Origin of the sequence: Ureibacillus sp. FSL K6-2830 (genome assembly GCF_038004145.1) — a bacterium.
Lineage (GTDB): Bacteria > Bacillota > Bacilli > Bacillales_A > Planococcaceae > Ureibacillus > Ureibacillus thermosphaericus.
The window spans coordinates 2,985,523-3,006,093 of the sequence record NZ_JBBOQR010000001.1; the positions used below are offsets into that span (position 1 = coordinate 2,985,523).

The 20,571-nt window shown below is 36.1% G+C and carries 24 protein-coding genes and 1 other annotated feature; of the genes, 22 read left to right on the forward strand and 2 right to left on the reverse strand.

Annotated features, from left to right (window positions below; genetic code table 11):
• Nucleotides 1–15: 15 nt before the first annotated feature.
• On the reverse strand, nt 16–708 hold the full coding sequence (locus NSU17_RS14795) for a TerC family protein (RefSeq protein WP_340705385.1): 693 nt from the start codon (nt 706–708) through the stop codon (nt 16–18).
• Nucleotides 709–863: 155 nt separating this feature from the next.
• Nucleotides 864–1,110, forward strand: a binding site (T-box leader).
• Between the two features lie 52 nt (nt 1,111–1,162).
• Here NSU17_RS14795 and alaS point away from each other — a divergent pair.
• The 12 genes from alaS (at nt 1,163) to mtnN (ending at nt 12,586) form a co-directional block, all read left to right on the forward strand.
• On the forward strand, nt 1,163–3,826 hold the full coding sequence (gene alaS / locus NSU17_RS14800; RefSeq protein ID WP_340705386.1) for an alanine--tRNA ligase: 2,664 nt from the start codon (nt 1,163–1,165) through the stop codon (nt 3,824–3,826).
• Between the two features lie 100 nt (nt 3,827–3,926).
• The gene (locus tag NSU17_RS14805) at nt 3,927–4,187 is read left to right on the forward strand and encodes an IreB family regulatory phosphoprotein (RefSeq protein WP_016838611.1); all 261 of its coding nucleotides are present in this window, start codon (nt 3,927–3,929) and stop codon (nt 4,185–4,187) included.
• Nucleotides 4,188–4,197: 10 nt separating this feature from the next.
• On the forward strand, nt 4,198–4,620 hold the full coding sequence (ruvX, locus tag NSU17_RS14810) for a Holliday junction resolvase RuvX (protein WP_340705387.1): 423 nt from the start codon (nt 4,198–4,200) through the stop codon (nt 4,618–4,620).
• A gap of 114 nt (nt 4,621–4,734) precedes the next feature.
• Entirely contained in the window at nt 4,735–5,046 is a 312-nt protein-coding gene (locus NSU17_RS14815; RefSeq protein WP_016838608.1) for a DUF1292 domain-containing protein, read from the forward strand.
• Nucleotides 5,047–5,183: 137 nt separating this feature from the next.
• Nucleotides 5,184–5,702 (forward strand): DUF1292 domain-containing protein, encoded by a 519-nt coding sequence (locus NSU17_RS14820; protein ID WP_340705388.1) that lies wholly within the window; start codon nt 5,184–5,186, stop codon nt 5,700–5,702.
• A gap of 268 nt (nt 5,703–5,970) precedes the next feature.
• The gene (mltG, locus tag NSU17_RS14825) at nt 5,971–7,095 is read left to right on the forward strand and encodes an endolytic transglycosylase MltG (RefSeq protein ID WP_340705389.1); all 1,125 of its coding nucleotides are present in this window, start codon (nt 5,971–5,973) and stop codon (nt 7,093–7,095) included.
• A gap of 245 nt (nt 7,096–7,340) precedes the next feature.
• Entirely contained in the window at nt 7,341–7,973 is a 633-nt protein-coding gene (locus NSU17_RS14830) for an O-methyltransferase (RefSeq protein WP_340705390.1), read from the forward strand.
• A 6-nt stretch (nt 7,974–7,979) separates the two neighbouring features.
• Entirely contained in the window at nt 7,980–8,912 is a 933-nt protein-coding gene (locus NSU17_RS14835; protein ID WP_340435307.1) for a peptidase U32 family protein, read from the forward strand.
• 28 nt (nt 8,913–8,940) lie between these two features.
• A complete protein-coding gene (locus NSU17_RS14840) occupies nt 8,941–10,206 on the forward strand; it encodes a peptidase U32 family protein (protein ID WP_340705521.1) in 1,266 nt (421 codons plus the stop codon).
• A gap of 298 nt (nt 10,207–10,504) precedes the next feature.
• Complete coding sequence (greA, locus tag NSU17_RS14845; protein ID WP_096551275.1) at nt 10,505–10,993, forward strand: transcription elongation factor GreA; 489 nt, start codon at nt 10,505–10,507, stop codon at nt 10,991–10,993.
• Nucleotides 10,994–11,141: 148 nt separating this feature from the next.
• The gene (locus NSU17_RS14850; RefSeq protein ID WP_016838601.1) at nt 11,142–11,834 is read left to right on the forward strand and encodes a YrrS family protein; all 693 of its coding nucleotides are present in this window, start codon (nt 11,142–11,144) and stop codon (nt 11,832–11,834) included.
• A gap of 59 nt (nt 11,835–11,893) precedes the next feature.
• Nucleotides 11,894–12,586 (forward strand): 5'-methylthioadenosine/S-adenosylhomocysteine nucleosidase, encoded by a 693-nt coding sequence (gene mtnN / locus NSU17_RS14855; RefSeq protein WP_016838600.1) that lies wholly within the window; start codon nt 11,894–11,896, stop codon nt 12,584–12,586.
• 505 nt (nt 12,587–13,091) lie between these two features.
• Here the strand turns inward: mtnN and sigK are convergent.
• The gene (sigK, locus tag NSU17_RS14860) at nt 13,092–13,817 is read right to left on the reverse strand and encodes an RNA polymerase sporulation sigma factor SigK (RefSeq protein ID WP_096551273.1); all 726 of its coding nucleotides are present in this window, start codon (nt 13,815–13,817) and stop codon (nt 13,092–13,094) included.
• Between the two features lie 266 nt (nt 13,818–14,083).
• Between sigK and NSU17_RS14865 the strand changes: the two genes are divergently transcribed.
• The 10 genes from NSU17_RS14865 to NSU17_RS14910 all read left to right on the forward strand — a co-directional run bounded on the left by NSU17_RS14865 (nt 14,084) and on the right by NSU17_RS14910 (nt 20,488).
• Nucleotides 14,084–14,602 (forward strand): YqeG family HAD IIIA-type phosphatase, encoded by a 519-nt coding sequence (locus NSU17_RS14865; RefSeq protein WP_340705391.1) that lies wholly within the window; start codon nt 14,084–14,086, stop codon nt 14,600–14,602.
• Nucleotides 14,602–15,705, forward strand: coding sequence for a ribosome biogenesis GTPase YqeH (yqeH, locus tag NSU17_RS14870; RefSeq protein ID WP_016838596.1), 1,104 nt, complete (start codon nt 14,602–14,604; stop codon nt 15,703–15,705). The genes NSU17_RS14865 and yqeH overlap by 1 nt, the downstream gene beginning before the upstream one ends.
• A gap of 21 nt (nt 15,706–15,726) precedes the next feature.
• Nucleotides 15,727–16,548 (forward strand): shikimate dehydrogenase, encoded by an 822-nt coding sequence (gene aroE / locus NSU17_RS14875; RefSeq protein ID WP_340705392.1) that lies wholly within the window; start codon nt 15,727–15,729, stop codon nt 16,546–16,548.
• A gap of 17 nt (nt 16,549–16,565) precedes the next feature.
• Nucleotides 16,566–16,859, forward strand: a complete 294-nt coding sequence (gene yhbY, locus NSU17_RS14880) for a ribosome assembly RNA-binding protein YhbY (RefSeq protein ID WP_016838594.1) — start codon at nt 16,566–16,568, stop codon at nt 16,857–16,859.
• Nucleotides 16,860–16,882: 23 nt separating this feature from the next.
• On the forward strand, nt 16,883–17,455 hold the full coding sequence (locus tag NSU17_RS14885) for a nicotinate-nucleotide adenylyltransferase (RefSeq protein WP_340705393.1): 573 nt from the start codon (nt 16,883–16,885) through the stop codon (nt 17,453–17,455).
• A complete protein-coding gene (yqeK, locus tag NSU17_RS14890; RefSeq protein WP_016838592.1) occupies nt 17,442–17,996 on the forward strand; it encodes a bis(5'-nucleosyl)-tetraphosphatase (symmetrical) YqeK in 555 nt (184 codons plus the stop codon). Before NSU17_RS14885 ends, yqeK begins: the two co-directional genes overlap by 14 nt.
• A gap of 69 nt (nt 17,997–18,065) precedes the next feature.
• Nucleotides 18,066–18,413 (forward strand): ribosome silencing factor, encoded by a 348-nt coding sequence (rsfS, locus tag NSU17_RS14895; RefSeq protein ID WP_168412852.1) that lies wholly within the window; start codon nt 18,066–18,068, stop codon nt 18,411–18,413.
• Entirely contained in the window at nt 18,406–19,146 is a 741-nt protein-coding gene (locus tag NSU17_RS14900; protein ID WP_340705394.1) for a class I SAM-dependent DNA methyltransferase, read from the forward strand. Before rsfS ends, NSU17_RS14900 begins: the two co-directional genes overlap by 8 nt.
• Nucleotides 19,147–19,221: 75 nt before the next feature.
• Nucleotides 19,222–19,860: a helix-hairpin-helix domain-containing protein gene (locus NSU17_RS14905; RefSeq protein ID WP_340705395.1), complete on the forward strand. Its 639-nt coding sequence runs from the start codon at nt 19,222–19,224 to the stop codon at nt 19,858–19,860.
• 58 nt (nt 19,861–19,918) lie between these two features.
• Nucleotides 19,919–20,488, forward strand: a complete 570-nt coding sequence (locus NSU17_RS14910; protein ID WP_096551254.1) for a ComE operon protein 2 — start codon at nt 19,919–19,921, stop codon at nt 20,486–20,488.
• Nucleotides 20,489–20,571: the final 83 nt, after the last annotated feature.

Sequence of the window (20,571 nt, forward strand, 5' to 3'; positions counted from 1 at the left end):
TTCTATTTCAAGAAGCTAATGATTATTCAATTTGTTTAATAAACTGTTTTTACTTCGAATACGCAAGAAAAATCCAATGGCAATGACAATGAAAATAAGTAATAATTGGAAAATTATGATTGGTAGAGGATTCGTTAAATACGGTTGCACATATGCATCTTGGACAATCATTTTCGAAGAAGTCCATGCAAGAACGCTAGCACCTATATAAATGAAAATCGGAAATCTATCGATAATGCGAATGACAATTGTACTTCCCCAAACAATTATGGGAATAGAGATAAGGAGACCAAAGATGACTAATAGCATATTTCCATAAGCTGCTCCTGCAACTGCAATGATATTATCAATACCCATTAAAAAATCTGCTAACATGATTGTCCAAACAGCCCCCCAAAAGGATTTCTTTGATACGCGTATATCGGTATTTTCTTCAGTCACTAGCAGTTTTATCGCTATATATATTAACAATACGCCGCCAATAAATAGTAATCCATCAATTTCTAACAATTTCACTGCAAGCAGTGTAAAGAGAATGCGCATAAAAATGGCAGCTAGCGTTCCAATGATAATAACCTTTTTTTGCTGTTTCGAAGGCAGATTTTTTGCGACCATTCCAATCAATAATGCATTATCACCAGCAAGAACAAGATCGATTAAAATAATGGACATCAGTGCAGTGTAAAATTCCATCGAAATCGTTTCCATATCTGCTCTCCCATCTATACTTTTTTGGAAAGTATATGTCCTACCATCCATGTTAAGAAGTAAATAACAAAGAAGTTGATTGACATGATATGACCGTTTTCATATAATTTAGAGAGAATTTCCATTCGTCATACTTATTTATGAACACCTATATTTTCAACACAATGATGGAGAGAGTACGTTTTTGTCCAGTGGAAAGAGAGAGATTCCGTAGGCTGAAAGAATCTTCACTAGAGACAATTGCGGAAAGCTACTCCAGAGTGCAGTTAAAACCTGCCGTTCACTTACGTTACAGTGGCTAGAGTGACAGTTTCAAAATGAAACGGTTAAACGTGTATTTAGGTGATGAAATGAAACTGTAACGAGGGTGGTACCGCGAAATTTAATGTCTTCGTCCCTTATTGGGATGAAGGCTTTTTTTAATTTCAAAAATATTAGTAGGAGGTAATATTGAATGAAAGCAGCAGACATTCGTCGCAAATTTTTAGATTTTTTTGTTGAAAAAGGCCATGCAGTTGAACCATCAGCTTCATTAATTCCAGTGAATGACCCATCTTTACTTTGGATTAACTCTGGGGTAGCGACTTTAAAAAGATATTTTGATGGCCGTGAAATTCCTGAAAATCCACGTATTACAAATGCTCAGAAATCCATTCGTACAAATGATATAGAAAACGTAGGGAAAACGGCTCGCCACCATACATTTTTCGAAATGTTAGGTAACTTCTCTATTGGTGACTACTTTAAGCGAGAAGCAATTCATTATGCTTGGGAGTTTTTAACAGATCCAAAATGGATGGGATTTGACCCAGAACTCCTTTCAGTAACAATCCATCCAGAAGATGAAGAAGCTTATAACATTTGGAAAAATGAAATTGGCTTACCAGAAGAACGTATCGTTCGCATTGAAGGAAACTTCTGGGATATTGGGGAAGGTCCATCCGGTCCAAACTCAGAAATTTTCTATGATCGCGGCCCAGAATATGGAAATGATCCAAACGATCCAGAATTATTCCCAGGTGGCGAAAATGAACGTTACTTAGAAGTTTGGAACTTAGTGTTCTCTCAATTTAACCACAATCCAGATGGCACATATACGCCGCTACCAAAACAAAACATCGACACAGGTATGGGTCTTGAGCGGATGGCTTCCGTTGTGCAAAATGTACCAACAAACTTTGATACAGATTTATTTATGCCAATCATTGAAAAAATTGAAGAGTTTGCAAACCGTCGTTACAAACGACCTGGTGAAATTGATTTGAAAGAAATTTTCAACAATAAAGAAGATATCAACACACCGTTTAAAGTAATTGCTGACCATATTCGAACAGTGGCATTTGCTATCGGTGATGGAGCGCTTCCATCAAATGAAGGACGCGGTTACGTAATTCGCCGTTTATTACGTCGTGCTGTAAGATATGCAAAACAAATCGGTATTGAAAAACCATTTATGTTTGAACTCGTTCCAACAGTTGGAGAAATTATGAAAGACTTCTATCCAGAAGTAAGTGAGAAAAGTGAATTTATTCAACGAGTTGTGAAAAATGAAGAGATTCGTTTCCTAGAAACATTAGATGGTGGCCTTGAAATTTTAAATGAAGTAATTGAACGTGAAAAGAAATTAGGGCGTAATGAAATACCAGGTGAAGACGCGTTCCGCTTATATGATACGTATGGATTCCCAATTGAATTAACAGAGGAATATGCTGAAGAACAAGGAATGACAATCGATTACGAAGGTTTTGAAGCGGAGATGGAAAAACAGCGTGAACGAGCAAGAAGTGCACGTGTTGATGTTGATTCTATGCAAGTGCAAAATGAAGTATTAACGAACTTAAAACAACCTTCCGTATTCGTTGGATATGAAGTGGCAGAATGTGACACAACCATTGTTGCTATGGTAGGAAACGGTCAGGAAGTAAATGTAGCTTCTGAAGGAGAAGAGGTATTAGTCATTTTAGCGGAAACACCATTCTATGCTGAAATGGGTGGTCAAATCGCTGATAAAGGTACTCTTGAGAGCGATACATTCAAAGCTGTTGTAAAAGATGTTCAACTTGCACCGAACGGGCAGCATCTTCATACAGTAATTGTTGAATCAGGTGAAATGCATCTTAACGATCATGTAAAGGCGCAAGTGAATGCAGAAGAAAGAAAACTGATTGTGAAAAACCATACGGCAACGCACTTATTGCACCGTGCTTTGAAAGACGTATTAGGTGAACATGTAAATCAAGCTGGTTCATATGTAGGTCCAGATCGTTTACGCTTTGACTTTACACACTTCGGACAAGCAACAAAAGAAGAGTTAGAAAAAATTGAACAAATCATCAATGAAAAAATTTGGGACGACATCGAAGTAGTTATTGAAGAAATGCCGATTGACGAAGCAAAAGCTCTTGGTGCTATGGCCCTCTTCGGCGAAAAATATGGAGATATCGTTCGCGTTGTACAAGTAAGCGATTATTCAATTGAGCTTTGCGGTGGTTTACACGTAAACCGCACATCTGAAATTGGATTGTTCAAAATCGTTTCAGAAGGTGGAATTGGTGCCGGGGTAAGACGTATTGAAGCTGTTACTGGTAAGGGGGCATATCTTGCCGTAAAAGAAGAAGAAAAAATCTTGCAAGAAGCAGCTGCACAATTTAAAGCAAATCCAAAAGACTTAGTAATGAGAATTCAAGGCTTGCAAAGTGAATATAAAGAATTACAACGAGAAAATGAATCATTATCACAAAAATTGGCAAACCTTGAAGCGGCAAACGTTCTTGATTCAGCACAAAAAATCGGCGATATAACTGTTTTATCTACACGAGTAGAGGCAAAAGATAATCATCAACTTCGTCAAATGATGGATGATTTAAAAGTGAAGCTTGAAAAAGCAGTTATTGTTCTTGGAGCTGTTGAAGGAGATAAAGTCATGCTTTGTGCAGGTGTAACAAAAGATATTGCTGGTAATGAATATCATGCAGGTAACATCGTCAAAACAGTAGCTGAGAAATGCGGAGGAAAAGGTGGCGGTCGTCCTGACATGGCAATGGCTGGTGCGAAAGAAGTTTCAAAACTTGATGAAGCCCTTCAATCTGTGTATGATTACGTTAAATCTATATCATAATTAAAAAGAAATCTATTTCACTGACTAATTGAATCAGTTATAATATAGAAAATGGAGCTAGAATTTCCAACTCCTTATTTCCGAAAGCGAGGTGCTGGTCTTGAGTTCGTTTGATCAAACAATGAAATTTAGCTTTCCAGAAGAATCAATGGAAGATGAAGTCAAGCAAGTAATGCTAAAAGTGTACTCTGCACTTGAGGAGAAAGGGTATAACCCGACAAATCAAATCGTAGGGTACTTGTTATCTGGTGATCCGGCATATATTCCTCGCCATCAAGATGCACGAAATTTAATTCGTAAACTTGAACGTGATGAAATTTTAGAAGAGCTTGTGAAATTCTATATTAGAAATAACAAATGAGGAATAATCAATGAGAGTAATGGGATTAGATGTCGGTACGAAGACAGTTGGCATTGCAATCAGCGATCCATTGGGTTTAACAGCTCAAGGAATTGAGACGATTCATATAGACGAAGAAACTGGCGAATTTGGGATTAAGCGAATTAAAGAGCTTGTAAAAGAGTATGGGGTTACCGAATTTGTTGTTGGATATCCTAAAAATATGAACAACACTGTCGGTCCACGAGGAGAAGCTTCCGAGAATTATAAGAAGCTTTTAGAAAATGCGTTTAATTTGCCAGTAACACTTTGGGATGAACGTTTAACAACAATGGCTGCTGAACGAATGCTCATTGAAGCCGATGTCAGTCGAAAAAAGAGAAAAAAAGTAATCGATAAAATGGCAGCGGTCATGATTTTACAAGGATATTTGGATAGTAAATCATTTAAATAAGATCCCATGTTGGGTGAATAAAGTGATTTCATCATGTTTTATACTTTCCTAAAGACAGTTATGTCGAGGGATAATTATATATTTTATTTATATTCTTAAAAAGAGGTGACCAACATGGTACATGAACATGATTATGAAGAAAGACATATTACTGTAATTGATGAAGACGGAAATGAGCAATTATGCGAAGTAATACACACTTTTGATTCTGAGAAATTCGGAAAGTCCTATGTATTATATACAATCGTCGGTGCGGAAGAAGATGAAGATGGTCAAATCGAAATTTTCGCTTCTTCATTTACTCCTGCTGAAAATGGAGAAGATGGAGAACTTCAGCCGATTGAAACGGAAGAAGAATGGGATATGATTGAAGAAGTATTAAATTCTTTGGAAGAAGAATTTGAACTAGAAGACGATGAAGAATAATCATATAAAGTAGGCAAAATTTTGCCTACTTTTTTCATGCTTAAGATCGATCTACTTGTGAATAATATCGATTTGATTATTTTTCATGGAACGTTCCACACTAAAGTTGAAAAGGTTATAAATATTAGGAGGAAAACATGGATCAACAATATTTTTATTTAACAACAGAAGATGGTGTAGAGATGAAATGCAAAGTATTATTTACCTTTGATACAGACGACTATTCTTATTGCATTTATACGATAATCGATGAAGATGGTAATGAAAGCGAAGAAATTTCAGCAGTACGATATGAACTTGATGAAAATTTAGAAATGACGAATTTTCAGGAATTGGAAACAGAAGAAGAGTGGGACATGGTTGAAGAAGTATACAATACACTAGTTGATACATTTTCTGAAGAAGAAAGAGACGCATTTATTGCAACGGATGAAGAAGGAAATGAAATAGAATGCAAAGTTATTTATCGATTTACATTAGATGAATTCGGAAAAAAATATGTCGTGTATACAACCGATGAAACGGAACCAATTGAAAACCTTTATGTTGCAAGCTACGTCGACTCTGAAGATGGTGAAATACAAGAAATTTTCCCAGTCGAGTCAGATGAGGAATGGAAAAAAATTGAAGAAACAGTTGAGTTTTTGAATCAATAAAATCAAATCATTCGTTTTGGCTGAAGACTTCCTGCGGTTTGATTTTTCATGCCGCAGGGAAACATGATAAAAGCATTTATTGAATGATCATGGTTATAAATTGTTGTTTGAAAATTCATATGTATTAAAAAGTTATAGATTGATAGAACTTTTTCTTATGAAATAACGTACAAATACATATACAAAGCGAAACCGAAAGCGCATTTCAATATTGTGAATTCTTTTATAATTTTATATCATATGTTAAGAGTCGCAAGGGGGGAAACCAGTGGAGCAAGAACAAAAGAAAAATGAAATAATGGATAAAGTAAAATTGCGTAAACAAGAAGGAAAAGTAGTTCGTCGAATTGTAACAACAGTAACGCTAATTATTTTGACGTTAATTGTAATTGTGGGGTTGTCTGGCACGTTATTTGTAAAAAGTGCATTACAGCCTGTTGATTCACAATCGGAAGAACAAATTCAAGTAGAAATTCCTATGGGCTCTGGGTTATCTACCATTTCAAAAATATTAGAAGAACATGGCATTATAAAAAATGCGACTATCTTTAAATATTACGCAAAATTTAATAATCAATCGAATTTCCAAGCAGGCAATTATACGATGTCGCCAAGCATGACTTTAGATGAAATTTTAGAAAGCTTGAAAACAGGAAAAGTATATAAAGAACCTGTATTAGCGATAACGATTCCAGAAGGATTAACATTAGAGCAGATTGCTAACATTATTGAAAAAAAGACGAAATACTCAAAAGAACAGTTTATGGAGAAGGTAAACAGCGAGGAATTCATTCATAGCATGATGGCTTCTTATCCTGAACTTATTACGGAAGAGGTATTGGATTCCAACATCCGTTATCCGTTAGAAGGATATTTATTTCCTGCGACTTACGCATTCTATGAAGAAGATGTTACTTTAGATGATATCATTATTCCGATGATTAAAAAAACAAACGATGTCATCAATGAGTATCAAGCTTTAATTGCAGAAAAAGAGATGACAGTTCATGAGCTATTAACATTTGCTTCATTATTGGAAGAGGAAGCAACTGAAAAGACGGATCGTGAGACGATTGCAAGCGTATTTTATAATCGATTAGAAATCGGCATGCCGCTTCAAACGGACCCAACTGTATTATATGCATTAGGCGGACATAAAGAAAGAGTATTATATGAAGATTTAGAAGTTCAAAGTCCATACAATACTTATGTGAACCCAGGATTACCACCAGGTCCAATTGCCAATGCAGGTGTCGTTTCAATTGAAGCAACTTTAAATCCTACAGATACGGATTATCTCTATTTCTTAGCGGATAAAGAAGGGAACAATCACTTCGCGAAATCATACGATGAACATCTACAAAACAAAAGTCTTTATTTAAATAATAAATAAGATAGGATAAATAGCAGAATTAACCATGTTGGTTAACTGCTATTTTTTATTCATTCCATTCCGATATTGTTTATCATTCGGTCAATAGTCTGAATTCTAAACTTTTCAATATGAAAATCGTAAAGAATGTTCGCTTTCCATTGATTTTCATGTTATGATTAGATGTGATTTTTCCATAGTGTAGTTGATTAAAGCCAACTCGTTTGGTTTTTTTCTTTTTATATATAATCTGAAGGAGAGAAAACATGGAGTTTTCAGATCAGTTCATAGAGTCCTTCATTCATCCTCGGAATGAATTGCTGCAAAAAATGGAACAATATGCACAAAATCACCATGTTCCGATTATGAAAGCTTCGGCAATCGAAGTATTAACTCAAATATTGCGTATTCAACGACCGAAGACAGTTTTAGAAATTGGTACAGCAATTGGCTATTCGGCTATTCGCATTGCTGAAGCGGTGCCTGATAGCCGTATCGTTACAATCGAAAGAGATGAACAACGCGTCCAACTTGCTAAGCAGTTTATTGAGGAAAGTCACGTTGGAAACCGAATTACGGTGATTGAAGGAGATGCGTTAGAAGTAGATGTAACGAAGTTTCAATCTACTTTTGATGCTGTTTTTATTGATGCAGCGAAAGGGCAAAATATGCGCTTTTTTGAAAAATATTCTCCCCTAGTTCCGTCAGGTGGAGTCATTTATATTGACAATATTTACATGCACGGATTATCGGACATTCCATTGGAAGAAGTACCAAAACGAAAACGCTCGATGATTCGCAATTTAAAAGAGTTTACCGAGTGGATTAAAAACCATTCAGATTATTCTACGACCTTTGTCCCCGTTGGCGATGGTTTACTAATTTGTTTAAAGAGGTGAAGACATTTGAAAAAACCAGAATTACTCGTGACGCCTAAATCAATACCCCATATTAAAGAATTAATCGAGGCTGGTGCCGATGCATTTGTTATCGGTGAACAAAAATTTGGATTGAGACTTGCCGGAGAATTTTCCATTGACGAAGTAAAAGAAGCCACGCAAATCATCCATGAAGCAGGTAAGAAAGTTTATGTTTCTTGCAATGCTTTATTCCATAATGATCGCATTGATGCGTTGGATGAATATTTAAAACAATTACAACAAATTGGACCTGATGCGATTTTATTCGGTGACCCTGCAGTTCTCATGTCAGTTCGAGAATTTGGTATTACAATTCCCCTACATTGGAATCCAGAAACAACAGCAACAAACTGGTTCCAAGTAAATTATTGGGGAGAACGAGGAGCGAAGCGTGCAGTATTAGCCCGTGAGTTATCCCTTGATGAGATTTTAGAAATAAAAGAAAACTCCAAATACGAAATTGAAGTACAAGTACATGGGATGACTTGCATGTTCCAATCAAAACGGAAATTATTGGGAAATTATTTCCTTTACCGAGGAGAAGTAATGGAAATTGAAAATCGAAAAGAAAATAAAAACATGTTCTTACACGATAAAGAACGTAACAACAAATATCCGATATATGAAGACTTGAATGGAACGCATATTTTTTCGCCAAATGATATTTGTTTAATTGATGAATTAACAGAGTTTTTCGAAGCGGGAATCGATTCGTTGAAGATTGATGGAATTTTGCAAACTGAAGAATATATTACGACAGTAACAAGCCTTTATCGACAAGCAATTGATGCTTATTTCGATGAAGGGGAAGATGCTTATGATGAAATAAAAGATGAATTATTCGAAAAAATTAAAGCGATTCAACCACCATTACGTCCATTAGATACTGGATTTATTTATAAGGAAACAGTTTATTAAGAAAGGGGGATCTCCATTGTTACAATTAATTGAAAATGAAAGCATTCGTGAAACAATAAATGGCAAACGCATTATTACGAAAAAGCCGGAATTACTTGCTCCTGCGGGTAGTTTAGAAAAATTAAAAGTAGCTGTGCATTACGGTGCTGATGCAGTATTTATCGGTGGTCAAGAATTTGGATTGCGTTCCAATGCAGATAATTTCACCATTGAAGAAATGCGTGAAGGTGTTGAGTTTGCCAAAAAATATGGTGCAGTAATTTATGTAACAACAAATATTTTTGCCCACAATGAAAATATGGCAGGCCTAGAAGAATATTTGCGTGCAATTGCTGACGTAGGTGTAAAAGGAATCATTGTAGCAGATCCATTAATTATTGAAACATGTAAAAGAGTAGCGCCAGAGTTGGAAATCCATCTTTCAACTCAGCAATCTTTATCGAACTGGAAAGCGGTAAAATACTGGAAATCTGAAGGTTTGGATCGGGTTGTTTTAGCCCGTGAAGTAGGTGCGGAAGAGATTCGTCTAATCAAAGAAAAAGTGGATATTGAGATTGAAACATTCGTTCACGGTGCTATGTGTATTGCGTATTCTGGGCGTTGTGTGTTATCAAATCACATGACAGCTCGTGACTCAAACCGTGGCGGTTGTTGTCAAAGCTGCCGTTGGGATTATGATCTATATGAAAATGTAAATGGGGAAGAAAAGCCTTTATTTAATGAAGGAGACGCACCTTTTGCAATGAGCCCGAAAGATTTAAAATTAATTGAATCCATTCCTCATATGATAGAATTAGGAATTGATTCATTAAAAGTAGAAGGGCGCATGAAATCCATCCACTATGTGGCGACAGTAATTTCCGTTTACCGTAAAGTGATTGACAGCTATTGTGCCGATCCGGATAACTTCAAAATTAAACGGGAATGGCTGGAAGAGTTGGATCGTTGTGCTAACCGCGCCACAGCTTCAGCTTTCTTTGAAGGGGAACCAAGCTATAAACAACAAATGTTTGGTTTCCATGCGAAGAAGCCGGAATGGGATTTTGCTGGATTTGTATTTGATTATGATGAGGAAACACAAATGGTTACATTGCAGCAGCGCAATTACTTCAAAACAGGAGATACGGTAGAATTCTTCGGTCCAGAAATCGATACATTTACGATGACAGTCGGTCAAATGTGGAATGAAGAGAATGAACCGATTGAGGTGGCGAACCACCCACTTCAAATCGTGAAATTTAAAGTCGAAAAACCACTTCACCGATACAATATGATGAGAAGAAAAAATAAATAAGAACTGCTCTTGAAACAAAACTCATAGTATAATATGATGAGTATGGTATTGATTCTTTTGCATGATTTTTACATTATTCACTATTAAATGACAATTTGATATATTGTTGAAATAAAATTCGGTTATTAGAAAGCGTCCGTTGGATTCTTCTAAATTGTCCAAAGGCAACATATGCTTTTCTAATAACCGGGTTTTATCATATATAAGAAATTTTTCTTCAGAAAAAGAAAACGATTGCATTACAAAATATGGTAATGTGATTGGATGAAAAAGTGATGTTTCTTAAGGAGTGAGTGTCTTGTCAAACGAAAAACAATACCCAATGACTTTAGCGGGTAAAGAAAAATTAGAAAAAGAACTTGAATATTTGAAAACAGAAAAAAGAAAAGAAGTTGTAGAACGTATTAAAGTTGCTCGTGGTTTTGGAGATTTATCTGAAAACTCCGAGTATGATTCTGCAAAAGAAGAACAAGCATTTGTAGAAGGGCGTATTTCTGCAATTGAAAATATGTTGCGTAACGCAGTGATTATTGAAGAAAGCGAAGAAGATGCAGATATCGTTACCCTTGGTAAAGCGGTAACATTTATTGAATTGCCGGATGGCGAAGAAGAAGAGTATGTAATCGTTGGTTCTGCAGAAGCAGATCCTTTTGAAGGAAAAATTTCGAACGATTCTCCAATCGCGAAAGCATTATTAGGTCATAAAGTTGGAGATGTAGTGAAAATAACAACTCCTGGCGGCGAAATGGAAGTTAAAATCGTAGCAATTCGTTCTTCAAACGACTAATGGATAATAAAGTCGACAAATTTTATAAAAATTTGTCGACTTTTTCATTTGTAATATTCATATGACAACAATATTAAAAATTTAGTTGAAGTATTTGTTTATCTCAATTTCTTGGTAATATGGAAAAAGAAATATAAGGAGGAATCATATGGCGAAGGAAAAACAAGAATTAAATAGCCGTAGAATGAAACGTTATTCAGATAATAAACGAAAAATGAATCGTATACTCAATGTATTGATAGCCATTGTATTTACGTTAATTGTGATCAATATTTATTTCATCGTAAAAGATGATGAAGAAGATGAAGTGGCTAGAGAAGATACGAAAGTGGAAGAATTAAAAGAACATGAAGATAGTGAAGAATTGGAGGAGCAGGATAGTAAAAAGGATGAAGAAGAATCTTTAGACGCTTCAAATAAAAATGAAGAGCCAAATAATCTGCAAGAAGACAATTCGTCCATTCATGATGAAAACAATGATGAAATTATCGTGTCTACTTCCTCAGATGCCAATGTGGAAAAAGTCATTGTTAATAACAACTGGCAAGTGACGCCTACGAGACAAACTGGTGAGCACGTTTCTGCTTTTGAAGAGGGCCATGTAGATTATGAAGAAAAATTATTGACGATTCGAAATGCTGTGGAATTACAAGAAGATAATATTATTTATTGGTCTGTAAGAAATGATGGCACAGGAAAAGGGGCAGTTGCCGTTGTATCATCAAAAGATCAAACAGAAAAATATCGAGTTCACATAAAATGGATTGAAAATGCAGGATGGATTCCAATTAAAGTAGAAATACTAAAAAAAATTGATGGCACGTATGAAGTAATGAATTGACTGCAATGGATATTTCCGTTAAGTTGGAATAGATGTGGATTTCAAGGAGGAATTAAAATATGAAAATTGCAGTTATCGGTGCAATGGAAGAAGAGGTTGAATTATTGCGAAAAGCATTAGAAAATAAAACCGTTACGACCATTGCAAATTGTGAATATACTACTGGTACATATAAAGGAAAAGATGTCGTTTTATTGAAAAGCGGAATTGGAAAAGTGAATGCTGCCATGTCCACAACGATTTTACTTCATCATTTTCAACCAGATGTTGTTATCAATACAGGTTCTGCTGGCGGCTATGACCCTGATTTAGAAGTAGGTTCCGTTGTAATATCAGATGAAGTTAGACACCATGATGTGGATTGTACTGTTTTTAAATATGAAATGGGGCAAGTACCGCAAATGCCACCTGCTTACAAAGCAGATGAAAAGTTAATGAAACTGGCTGTTGAGTCGGTAAAAGAAGTAGGGGAACATCAATATGGAGTAGGGCTCATTTGTTCCGGTGATTCATTTATGTATGACCCTGAACGAGTTGAAGCGGTTCGAAAACATTTTCCGCAAATGAAAGCATGTGAAATGGAAGCTGCTGCGGTTGCCCAAGTATGTTATCAATTTCAAACGCCATTTGTAGTCATTCGCGCCTTATCGGATATTGCAGGGAAAGAATCCGACATTTCATTTGATGAGTTTTTACCATTGGCGGCGAAACATTCAACGGCAATTGTTCTGAAAACGATAGAGAAATTATAAGGATTCTAGAAGGTCTTGACTGCATCATTTGGTAAAAAGTAATATATATGTAAGCTCGTTATGCATTTTTGGAGGAGGTAAAGGTATGATGTTAACATTAATGTTAGTTTCTGTAACAATTACTGCACTTGTTGGATTGATTGCTTGGTACGGTGCAAATGACGGTTCTGTAAAATCAAAATAATAAACAATTAGCTCGTTTAAATTAATATTTAAATGAGCTTTTTCTATTTATTATAAAAATTGAGGGGGCGTCTGCAAAGTCATTATGAGACGCCCCCTTTGCGGCTGTCGCTATCGCTTTCGCCGCAGATAAATTGCGGCTGTCGCACAAGCTTTCGCCGCAGATAAATTGCGGCTGCCGCACATGCTTTCGCCGCAGATGAATTGCGACGAGGAGGCGCGTTTTGTGACCACCGCAGGAGCAAAGTTTTTAAGAGAATATTACTATAAGAAGTAAGGCTGTTCAGAAAGTGTTCGACTTTCTGGACAGCCCCTCATTGTTTTACTTTTTTTCCCGTTCTCTTTCTCTTTCATTTTGATTATGTTTAAATTGTTGGTACAATTTCACAAGAGCTCTTTTTTCAATTCGAGATACATAACTTCGGGATATGTTTAATTTTTTTGCAATTTCTTTTTGAGTTAAAGGTTCTTCATTATTTAATCCGTAACGGTAAATAATAATTTCCAATTCTCTCGTATCCAATGTATTGAGATACGTATACAATTGTTCGAAACTTTCTTTTTGTTCGATTTTTTCGATTGCAGGTTTTTCATCTAGTTGTAAGATGTCTCGTATTTGCAAAGATTGTCCCTCTTTATCCACCCCAATAGGTTCAAACAAAGATACATCTTTTTGCACTTTTTTTTGTGCTCGAAGGTGCATGAGTATTTCATTTTCAATGCAACGGGCTGCATATGTTGCGAGGCGAGTTTTTTTATCTGGTGTAAAACTGCTCACAGCTTTCATTAACCCGATCGTTCCGATTGAAATATAATCGTCTAATTGTTCGTGTGGGGGATGGAACTTTTTTACCACATGGGCAACAAGCCGCATATTTCGTTCAATTAAATCAAGTCGCGCTTGCTCATCGCCCGCTAAAAATCGTTCAATCGCTTTTGCTTCTTCTTCTGATGTGAATGGTTTATGAAATGCCTGACCTTTAAGGTATCCTAGAAATGCGGGAATATCTAACCAAAGCTGAATCAGTGATGCCAATATTCCGCTCAAGGAGGTCATCCTTTCCGCTTTTTTCGACATTATATGAATTGAAGTATGGAAAAATGCGTAACGACGCTTATTCTGTAGAAAAAAGTAAAATTCATAAGAAAAGGCTTGAAAGAACTGTTTAACATTTGATAGTTTAGTAAATGTTTCAATTGTTGTAGTATTATGTGAGTAGCATTGAGTTCCATCGTTATGTTCGTGCTACATAGGTTTCAAATTGAAGGATATGCTATAATGGGAAATAAATTTTTGTAAGAGGGGAAAAGATTTTGTATAAGTTATTTTTACCAAATGAATTTGTTGCATCAGTGTTTGAAATTACTCCAGAAAAATTAAAATCACTTGGAATTCGAGGTATAATAACCGATTTGGACAATACATTAATCGAATGGAATCGAAAGGACGCGACGAAAGAAATTGCAGAATGGATGAGATTGATGCAAGAAGCAGGTATCCAAATCATCATTGCTTCCAATAACAACGAAGAAAGAGTAAAACGGTTTGCAGAACCATTGAAAATACCGTATATTTATCGTGCAAAAAAACCGCTTGGACAAGCTTATAAAGCTGCTCTTCATAAATTGCAATTAAATAGAAATGAAGTGGCAATGGTAGGCGATCAGTTGCTTACCGATATTTTAGGTGCAAAACGATTGCAACTTTATACTTTTTTAGTTCGACCTGTAGCGGAGTCGGATGGCTTTGTTACGCGCTTTAACCGTTTTGTTGAAAGACGCTTATTCAAAGTATTAAAAAGAAAAGGAATTACGATGTGGGAGGAACAATAATGACAGAAATGCCAACTTGTATTGGCTGCGGTGTAAAAATTCAAACTGAAAATCCAGAAGAAACAGGCTATGCGCCGCCAAAAACGTTAGAAAAAGAAACAGTCATTTGCCAAAGATGTTTTCGATTAAAAAACTATAACGAGATTCAACCGGTACGATTAACTGATGATGATTTTTTAAGAATATTAAATGGCTTAGGTAATCATGATGGACTGATTGTAAAAATTGTAGATATCTTTGATTTTAATGGAAGTTTCATTCCAGGTATTCATCGATTTGTTGGAAATAATCCAGTATTACTAGTAGCAAATAAATCGGATTTGTTACCGAAATCTGTGAAACGAGAAAAAGTGGTACGTTGGCTAAAGAGAGCTTCACGAGAATTTGGATTACATCCTGTCGAGGTAAAACTAGTAAGTGCCCATAAAGGACACGGAATGGATGAAGTCATTGAAACAATTGATCAATATCGTGAAGGAAAAGATGTATTCGTAGTCGGTTGTACCAATGTAGGAAAGTCTACATTTATTAACCGCATTATCAAACGCGCTACTGGAGAAGGGAATTTAATTACAACATCTCATTTCCCTGGAACAACGCTAGATATGATTGAAATTCCAATGGAAGATGGAAAAGCAATTTACGATACGCCCGGTATTATCAATCATCACCAAATGGCTCATCATATTCATGAAAGTGAGTTAAAGTATATTACACCGAAGAAGGAAATTAAGCCAAAAGTGTATCAATTAAATGCTGAACAGACATTATTTATCGGTGGACTAGCTCGATTTGATTTTATTAAAGGTAATCGCAACTCGTTTACTGTGTATGTATCAAACGAACTTCCAATCCATCGTACGAAATTGGAAAAAGCCGACGCATTATATGATGAACACCGAGGCAAGTTATTATCTCCGCCTTCGGAAGAGTATATCAACCAATTACCTCCAATGGTTCGTCACGAGTTTTCGATAAAAGAAGGTAAAACAGATATCGTCATTTCCGGGCTAGGGTGGATTACAGTGCAACAACCAAATGTTGTCGTTGCTTGTCATGCGCCTAAAGGTGTAGAAGTATTTATACGTTCTTCTTTAATTTAAGTATTGGAAGAGGGTTAGGTAATGAAGAAATGGTTTGCTGTTATTGGTGATCCGATCGCTCATTCAAAATCGCCGTTCATGCATAATACGTGGTTCCATGAAATGGGAATTGATGCGACTTACATTCCAATCCACGTGAAAAGCGAACAATTGGAGGAAGCCGTTGCTGCTTTAAAATTGCTAGGTGCTAGTGGATGGAACGTGACAATTCCCCATAAGGAATCCATTATACCTTTATTAGATGACATCGATCCGATTGCTCAAAAGATGGGGGCAGTCAACACAGTTGTTAGACTAAATGATGGCTCATTAAAAGGTTATAATACCGATGGTGCTGGTTTTGTACATGCTTTAGAAGAGGCGGTCGGAAAGAACAAAGAGAAGAAAGTGCTTATGATTGGAGCTGGAGGAGCAAGCAGGGGAATTGCTTTTGCGTTGCAGCAATATGGTTATGAACAAATCCATATTGCCAATCGCACTGTTTCAAAAGCAGAAGCAATCATCCAAGAACTCGGTGAAGGGATTGCTCTTTCTCTTGAACAAGCAGAAAAACAATTAGATCAATATGGTATTATTATTCAAGCAACTTCTCTAGGGCTTTCAACTGGAGAAAACAAGCTCCCAATTTCATTGGATCTATTACAAGAGGGAACAATTGTTGCCGATATCGTGTATAATCCGTTAATGACGCCTTTCCTGTTAGAAGCTGAAAAACGACAAGCAAAGATTGTAACTGGGCTAGGAATGTTTATTCATCAGGGAGCAATCGCATTTAACCATTGGCTAGGTCAATATCCAAACACCGAAAAAATGATGGAGAAATTAATAGAGCAATTAAAATAGATTACTAGGAGGAACCTATGCTTACAGGTAAACAAAAAAGATTTTTGCGGGCAGAAGCCCATCATTTAAATCCGATCTTTCAAGTAGGGAAGGGCGGAGTGAATGAACAAATGCTTCGCCAAATAGAAGATGCTCTTGAAGCCAGAGAGCTTATTAAAGTTCGCATTCTAGATAATTGTGAAGAAGATAAACACGATGTAGCAGAAGCATTGGCTTCGGGAACAAATTCTGAACTTGTACAATTAATTGGCCTTACAGTTGTGTTATATAAACCTTCAAAGAAAAATAAAAGAATTCAATTACCTAAATAAAATTTAAAGTCAGGTGTTCTTTAATGAAAAAAGTCGGCATATTAGGGGGAACTTTTAATCCTCCACATATCGGACATTTAATCATGGCAAATGAAGTGTATCATGCCTTACAACTTGATGAAGTCCGCTTTATGCCAAACGCAATTGCTCCACATAAAAAAAAGGAAGACGAATCAACCGATGAAAATCGCCTGCAAATGGTGCAATTACTAATAAAACCTTATAAAGAATTTACGGTGGAAACGATTGAACTGGAACGTGGTGGAGTGTCTTATACTTATGACACGATGGTGGCATTAAGAGAAAGAGAGCCGGATGTCGAGTTTTATTTTATTATTGGTGGAGATATGATTGATACCCTCCACACTTGGCATCATATCGATGAACTCGTAAAAATTGTTCAGTTTGTTGGTATTAAGCGCCCTGGTGCCAAGTCGGAGTCACCTTATAACATTATTATGGTAGAAGCTCCAGATATAGCTTTATCTTCCACATTAATACGTGAACGGTTTGCCACAGGTGGAACATTAAGATTTCTATTACCACCGGAAGTGGAAGCTTATATTCGAAAGGAAGGACTTTATGGAGCGAAGTGAATTATTGAATCGAATTAAATCTCGAATGCCAGAAAAGCGCTATATTCATACAATAGGAGTAATGGAAACGGCAATTCAATTAGCTGAACTATATGGAGCAGATGTGAAAGCAGCAGAAACAGCTGCCATTTTGCATGATGTTGCGAAATATGCGGATGAAGATTGGATGAAAAATATCGTAAAGGAACACGGTCTGGATACAAGATTGTTGGATTGGGGGCCAGAAATTTTACATGGTCCTGTAGGTGCTTGGATTGCCGAACATGAATTTCATATATCCAATGAAGATATTTTAAATGCCATTCGTTTCCATACGACAGGTAGAGCAGGCATGTCGAAATTGGAGAAAATTATTTATATTGCCGATATGATTGAACCGAATCGATCATTTGATGGAGTAGAAAAGTTAAGAAATAAAGCACAACAAGATTTAAATCAAGCGATGTGTGCATGTATTCGTCATTCCATTGCCTTTTTAGTTCATACAAAGCAGCCGATTTTCCCTGATTCCATCGAATGTTATAATCATTATTATAAATAATTTGTTTAGCTTTTTTGACAATTCGAAAAAATAGATAGTAAATACAAAAAGGAGAGGAATTGTGACTCAATGGTAGATTTGTTGCAAGTAGTTTATAAAGCATTAGACGATAAGCGTGCAGAAGATATCGTCATTTTAAATATGAAAAACATTTCATTACTGGCAGATTATTTTATTATTTGTCATGGAAATTCAGACCGTCAAATTCAAGCGATTGCTAGAGAAGTGAAGGAAAAAGCTGAAGAAAATGGCTTTGATGTTAGAAGAATGGAAGGATACGATTCTGCTCGTTGGATTTTAATCGATTTAGGTGATATGGTCGTTCATGTATTCAATAAGGAAGAACGACAATTCTATAATTTAGAACGATTATGGGGAGATGCACCACAAATCGAAGTGCCGAGTGTCAGTGAATAGTTACGAACGTTTTGCCGAAGTGTACGATGTTCTCATGGAAGACATCCCATATGATCAGTATGTTAAGTGGGTTACTGCCTTTGCACCAAGTTCCAATTATCCCACATTATTAGATGTCGGATGCGGGACTGGTACATTATCGATACTGTTTAGTAAAGCGGGTTATCAAGTTAGTGGCATTGATTTATCTGAATCAATGCTTACAATTGCTCAAGAACGGTCCCAAAAAGAGGATTTGACGATACCGTTTTACCAAATGTCAATGGATGATTTAGAGGGCTTTTCAAATATAGATGTTGTTGTCATTCCCATTGATTCAATCAATTACTTACAAAGTGAAAAACAAGTGAAAGAAACGTTCAAAAGAGTATATTCAACTTTACGTGTGGGAGGTCAACTATTTTTTGATGTCCATTCCATTTATAAAATGGATGAAATCTTTTTACAAAGCCCTTTTACGTATGATGACGGCGATATTTTCTATATCTGGTATACAGAAAAAGGGGAAGAAGAGCATTCTGTTGTTCATGACATCACATTTTTTGTAATGGAAGATTTAACGAATCTTTATGAGCGTTTTGATGAACAACATTATCAGAGAACCTTTTCAATTGAAACTTATGAAAATTGGTTAAAGGAAGTTGGTTTTTCACAAATATTTATAACTGCTGATTGGGAAGACCAATCACCTACCAACACAAGTGAACGTATTTTTATTCGTGCAGTGAAATGACATCTTTTCTTTAGAAGGTAAATCGAGTATGATAAAGGTGACTCCATATGATTTACCTTCTAGAAGGGGTGCTCTATGATTTTCCACGATTTCTTAAAGAAGTATGGAAAAATGCTTGTAGCACCTGGAATCCTTTGCCTATTCATTGCTATCTATTTACTTCAGCAAGACAGTTCGGATGACGCTGAACTCGTTTCAACCATTCCTCAACCACAAATTTTCGATGATATGGAAACCCTTCAATCGGAAGAATCCACTTCTACAAAAGTCATTGTTGATGTAAAAGGGGCTGTAAAATTTCCCGGCGTATATGAATTAACAACAGAAGATCGAATTATCGATGCCATTCAATTAGCGGGCGGTTATGAAGAAGAAGCTGATTCAAACTATATTAATCATGCACAAAAATTGCAAGATGAGATGGTTATTTATATACCAAAAAAAGGTGAACTTCTTCGGGATGAAGAATACCAACCGTTAGGACAAGCTCTTCAACAAAGCCATTCATCAAGCAAGAAAGAGTCGTTAGTAAACATTAACACCGCCGATGAGTCCAAATTAATAACTTTGCCAGGAATCGGTCCTTCAAAAGCTCAGGCAATCATCCAGTATCGTGAAGAACATGGACCGTTTAAAAAAATCGAGGATTTAAAAAGTGTTTCTGGCATCGGTGAAAAAACCTTTGAAAAATTGAAGGATTTTATCACGATATAACTAATATTTAATTATTTTCTTCTATACTAGTAAATAGAAATCATTTGGAGGTAATCATATGGAGCGCATTACTTGGGATCAGTATTTTATGGCTCAAAGTCATTTATTGGCTTTACGAAGCACATGTCCACGTTTGAGCGTTGGTGCTACGATTGTGCGGGATAAACGAATCATTGCGGGAGGTTACAACGGCTCCATATCAGGTGATGAACATTGTATTGATGAAGGTTGTTATATAAGAGATAACCATTGTGTGCGCGCAATCCATGCAGAAATTAACGCTCTATTACAATGTGCAAAATACGGTATTTCAACAAATGGAGCAGATATATATATCACTCATTTTCCTTGTTTGCAATGCACTAAAGCAATCATCCAATCTGGCATTAAAAATGTTTACTATGCTAGTGATTATAAAAATGATCCATATGCTATCGAAATATTAAATAAAGCCGGAGTAAATGTTGTTCATGTGCCGTTTAATAAATCAAAAATTGACTTTTTAAAAGACGAGAAATATCAAATAGTTTTAGATTTGTTGGAGAAGTTACGACAAAGTGGCGCCGATAAAGAAGAATTATCCTTATATGAAGAGAAGGTGAAGGAGTTATTTGATATTTCAACATAAGTGGATTTACTATGCCTTGTCGGTGCTCATTGCCTCCCTCAGTGCGCATGAGACCACATGGCTTTTATTGTTACTTATACCGC